At 72.8% G+C, this 3,976-nt stretch carries 3 protein-coding genes; 2 read left to right on the forward strand and 1 reads right to left on the reverse strand.

Features of this window, described 5'->3' with window-relative positions; genetic code table 11:
- Positions 1 to 145 precede the first annotated feature (145 nt).
- Entirely contained in the window at positions 146 to 1,366 is a 1,221-nt protein-coding gene (locus ACFW1A_RS39270; RefSeq protein ID WP_380418276.1) for an Ig-like domain-containing protein, read from the reverse strand.
- A 140-nt stretch (positions 1,367 to 1,506) separates the two neighbouring features.
- On the opposite strand from ACFW1A_RS39270, the gene ACFW1A_RS39275 reads away from it, so the two are divergent.
- Positions 1,507 to 2,436 (forward strand): sigma-70 family RNA polymerase sigma factor, encoded by a 930-nt coding sequence (locus ACFW1A_RS39275; protein ID WP_380418280.1) that lies wholly within the window; start codon positions 1,507 to 1,509, stop codon positions 2,434 to 2,436.
- 69 nt (positions 2,437 to 2,505) lie between these two features.
- The gene (locus ACFW1A_RS39280; protein ID WP_380418278.1) at positions 2,506 to 3,909 is read left to right on the forward strand and encodes a hypothetical protein; all 1,404 of its coding nucleotides are present in this window, start codon (positions 2,506 to 2,508) and stop codon (positions 3,907 to 3,909) included.
- Positions 3,910 to 3,976 lie beyond the last annotated feature (67 nt).

Below are 3,976 nucleotides of genomic sequence, written 5' to 3' on the forward strand. Positions count from 1 at the left end.
CCGCTTACCACCCCCCATCTGGGGGGGGCCGCGTATTTTGTTTAACTCCGCCTGGGGGGGGTGGGGGGGGGGGCGGGGGCCCGGCAGGGGGCCCCCCGGGTCGGCCCCCCGGGGCCGCCCCGCTGCACCACCTATGCCGGTCCGGCTACCACTGGGACCAGGGCAGGCTCCAGCCGCTGAGGCCGTTGTCCGGGGAGACCGGCTGGCCGATCGAGTGCTGGACGATCACGACGTCGCCGATCATCGAGTCGGCCCAGAACTTGCCGGCCACGGAGTCGTCCTGGCCGGTGTCGGTGTCGGCCAGGCCGATGCAGCCGTGGCTGACGTTGGCGACGCCGCCGTAGGTGACGGCCTTGGGGTTGCCGTGGACGTAGGAGCCGGTGTCGGTGATCTTCAGGCCGTGCGGCTCGTCCACCGAGTAGCCCGGGCCCTTGATGGTGGTGGTCTTCGAGTCCATGTGGACCATGCGGTCCTTCTCGAAGACGACCATGGTGCCGTTCCAGGACGGGTTGTCGTCGGCGCCCGCGGTGATCGGGATGGTCTTCGTCGGCACGCCGTCCTCGACCACGGTCATCTTGTGGGTGGAGGCGTCCGCCGTGCTCACCTTCGAGCGGCCGACCGTGAAGGTCTCGTCGGTGTCCGAGGCGCCGTAGACGCCGGGGGAGAGCTCGACGTTGGTGACCCGGCGGTGCACGGTCACCTTGGTGCCGGGCTTCCAGTAGCTCTCCGGCCGCAGGTCCAGCCGGGTGTCGCCGAACCAGTGGGCGTGCACGGTGGTGCCGTCGGTCGCCTGCACGGTGATCGCCTGCTCGGCCGCCTTCTTGTTGGTGACGGGCTGCTGGAACCCGACACTGATGATCATGCCGACGCCGTAGACCTGGTTGTCGTCCAGGTTGTCCGACACCTTCGAGGTCTTCGACGGGGTCAGCGTGGTGAATCCGCTCGTGCTGGTGGTGGTCGCCCCGGTGGCGTCGACCGCGGTGGCGTCGACCCGGTACTTGGTGGACACCGCCAGGGCGGTCGAGGGCACCCAGCTGCCGTCCGCCCCGACCGCTCCGGCCACCGCCTTGCCGTCCGGCCCGGTCACGGTCACCTGGCTCAGCTTCCCGCCGGTGACGGACACCTTCACCGCGCCGCTGGGCGCCACGCCCTGGGACCCGTCGGCGGGCTGCACCGCCACCGCCGCCGTGGACTGCTTCGCCGCGGCCTGCTGGGCCGGCGCCGCCTTCACGCCGTCGACCGGTGCGGCGGCACCGGTGACGGCGGCGGTACCGGGCTTCGACCCGCTGCCGCACGCCGTGGTCAGCAGCAGTGCCCCGCCGACCAGCAGAGCCGCCGCCGTGCCCGATATCCGCTTAGAACGCATGTCCCGTCCCCCCGAGTTCCTGGTGATCCCTACGACTTGATGACTACCTGGGAGCCCCGCGCGTCGCACTCCGGGGCCGACTGTCACAGAATCAGGACATTCGGCGGCCCGGCATCCTCCCGTAGGCTCTGCCCGTGGCGATGGAGAGCTCGTCGGACGAGCAGCGTGCGCTGGCCGAGCGGTTCGAGGCCGAGCGGGCCCAACTGCGTTCGGTGGCCTACCGGATGCTCGGGTCGCTGGCCGAGGCCGAGGACGCCGTGCAGGAGGCCTGGCTGCGGCTGACCCGGTCGGACCCGACCGGGGTCCGCAACCTGGCGGCCTGGCTCACCACCGTGGTCGGCCGGGTCTGCCTGGACCAGTTGCGGGCGCGCACCGCGCGGCGGGAGGAGGAGCTGCCCGAGCCGGACGGGTCGGTGCGGCTGCCGGACCCGGTGGTCAGCGGGTCGGCGGCGCTCGACCCCGAGCACGAGGTGCTGGTCGCGGACTCGGTCGGGATCGCGCTGATGGTGGTGCTGGAGACGCTCTCGCCGGCCGAGCGGGTGGCCTTCGTGCTGCACGACATGTTCGAGGTGCCCTTCGAGGAGATCGCCCCGGTCCTGGACCGCACCCCCGCCGCCACCCGCCAGTTGGCCAGCCGGGCCCGCCGCCGGGTGCAGGGCGCCACCCCCGCCGCCGACACCGACCGGGCGCGCAAGCGCGAGGTGGTGGCCGCCTTCCTGACCGCCGCCCGGAGCGGCGACTTCGACGCGCTGCTGGCGGTGCTCGACCCCGGGGTGCTGGCCCGCTCGGACGGCGGTGCGCTGGTCCCGAGCGTGCTGCGGCGCGGTGCGGCCGAGGTGGCCGGTCAGGCGATCGCCTTCGCCCGGTTCGCCGCCGACGCCCGCCCGGTCCTGGTCAACGGCAGCCCGGGCGTGCTGGCCTTCGCCGACGGCCGGGTGCTCTCGGTGATGTCCTTCACCATCCACGACGGTCGGATCACCCGCCTGGACATCCTCACCGACCCCGTCCGGCTGGCTGCCCTCGGTCTGACCGGCGGAAATTCGGAGGACCCGGTCGGTCCGCGCCGCTAGCATTCCCGGCGCCCGTGGCGCGGGCCCTCGCCGTGGGGGCCGGGCGCGGGCCCTCCGGGAGGGAAGAACGTGACGACAATCCTGGCCGTTCGGGCCCGGGCCGCGGTGGCGGCCGGCCTGACGCTCGGCCTGGCGCTGCTCGGCGCCGCGCCCGCGAGTGCGGTCGGCGGCACTCCGGTGACGCCGACCGAGCTCTTCAACGACCTGCAGGCCTGCTCGACCGACCAGAACGCGCCCGTCTACACCTCGGGTCGCGGCGGGGTCCAGTTGGAGGGCATCGCCGGCAGCACCGACACCGGCGTGAGCTGGGTCGACGAGCAGTTCCAGCTGTGGCCGGTGGCCGACCCGACCCAGCTGATCACCGGCTCCGACCTCTATGCCTTCCCGGGCAACGAGGCGTCGGTCACCCTGGGGAACGGGGCCCTGACGGACGGCCGGACCTACGCCTGGCAGGCCCGGACGGTGGACGCGGGCGGCACCGCCTCGGCCTGGACGGCCCCCTGCTACCTGGCCGTCGACAACACCTTCCCGAGCCAGGCGCCGACCGTCACCTCCGCCAACTACCCGCAGGGCCAAGCGGACCAGGGCGGCGCGCCGATCCAGCTCAGCTTCGGCGCCAACGGCGTGAGTGACGTGGTCGGCTACGAGTACTCCTGGGACGGCGAGTTCGGGGTGATCGGCGGTGCCGTGATGGGCCCGCACGGCATCCCGCAGTACCAGGACCCGTTCGGTCCCGACGCGAGGTTCACCGTCCGCGCGGACGCCCTCGGCGGTTCGGGCTCGGTGTCCCTGCTCCCGCCCGGGAACAGCCGGTACCTGCGGCTGACCGTGCGCAGCCTGGACCGGGCCCTCAACTGGTCGCCGCCCACCGTCTACACCGTCTACATCAAGCCGGACTTCCCGGCGGTGGTCCGGCAGGGGCACTCGCCGCAGTTCGGCAAGCCGGCCCCGTTCAAGCTGACGGCCGATCCGGGGGTGCAGGCCGCCAGCCCGGTGGTCAGCTTCACCGTGCAGCACTGGAACGGGCAGACCCAGTCCACCGAGACGGTGCCGGCCTCCGGCAACGGCACCGCCGTGGTGACCGAGACGCTGGACGGCGCGTACGGCGACCGCCTGCTGGTCTCCACGACCAGCGCCAACGGGTGGGTCAGCAGCCAGGCCTGGTGGGACAACGGTTACCTGGACACCTCGCCGACCGTCACCTCGGACGTCTACCCGGAGAACGGCAGCGGCGGCGGCGTCGGCGTCCCGGGCGCCTTCACCTTCACCCCGAAGATCAACGGGGCGGACGTGGCCAGCTACACCTACTCGGTCAACTGGGGCGCGCCGGTCACCGTCCAGGCGGGTGCGCACGGCGTCGCCCAGGTCTCCTGGACCCCGGACCAGAGCGACTGGTACGACCTGGAGGTCTACGCGACCACCAAGGACGGGGTGCAGCTCGCCCCGTACGACTACTACTTCGCCGTCAACTGACCGCTCGACGACCGAGCGGCCGGTACGGCGGACGGCGGGAGCCGCAGACCACGAGGGTCTGCGGCTC

It is taken from the genome of Kitasatospora sp. NPDC058965 (assembly GCF_042741245.1).
Taxonomy (GTDB): domain Bacteria; phylum Actinomycetota; class Actinomycetes; order Streptomycetales; family Streptomycetaceae; genus Kitasatospora.

Excerpts from the sequence above, each read along its gene's own strand:
- ACFW1A_RS39270 (WP_380418276.1), bottom strand. The coding sequence starts at position 1,366 with ATGCGTTCTAAGCGGATATCGGGCACGGCGGCGGCTCTGCTGGTCGGC.
- ACFW1A_RS39275 (WP_380418280.1), top strand. The coding sequence starts at position 1,507 with ATGGAGAGCTCGTCGGACGAGCAGCGTGCGCTGGCCGAGCGGTTCGAG.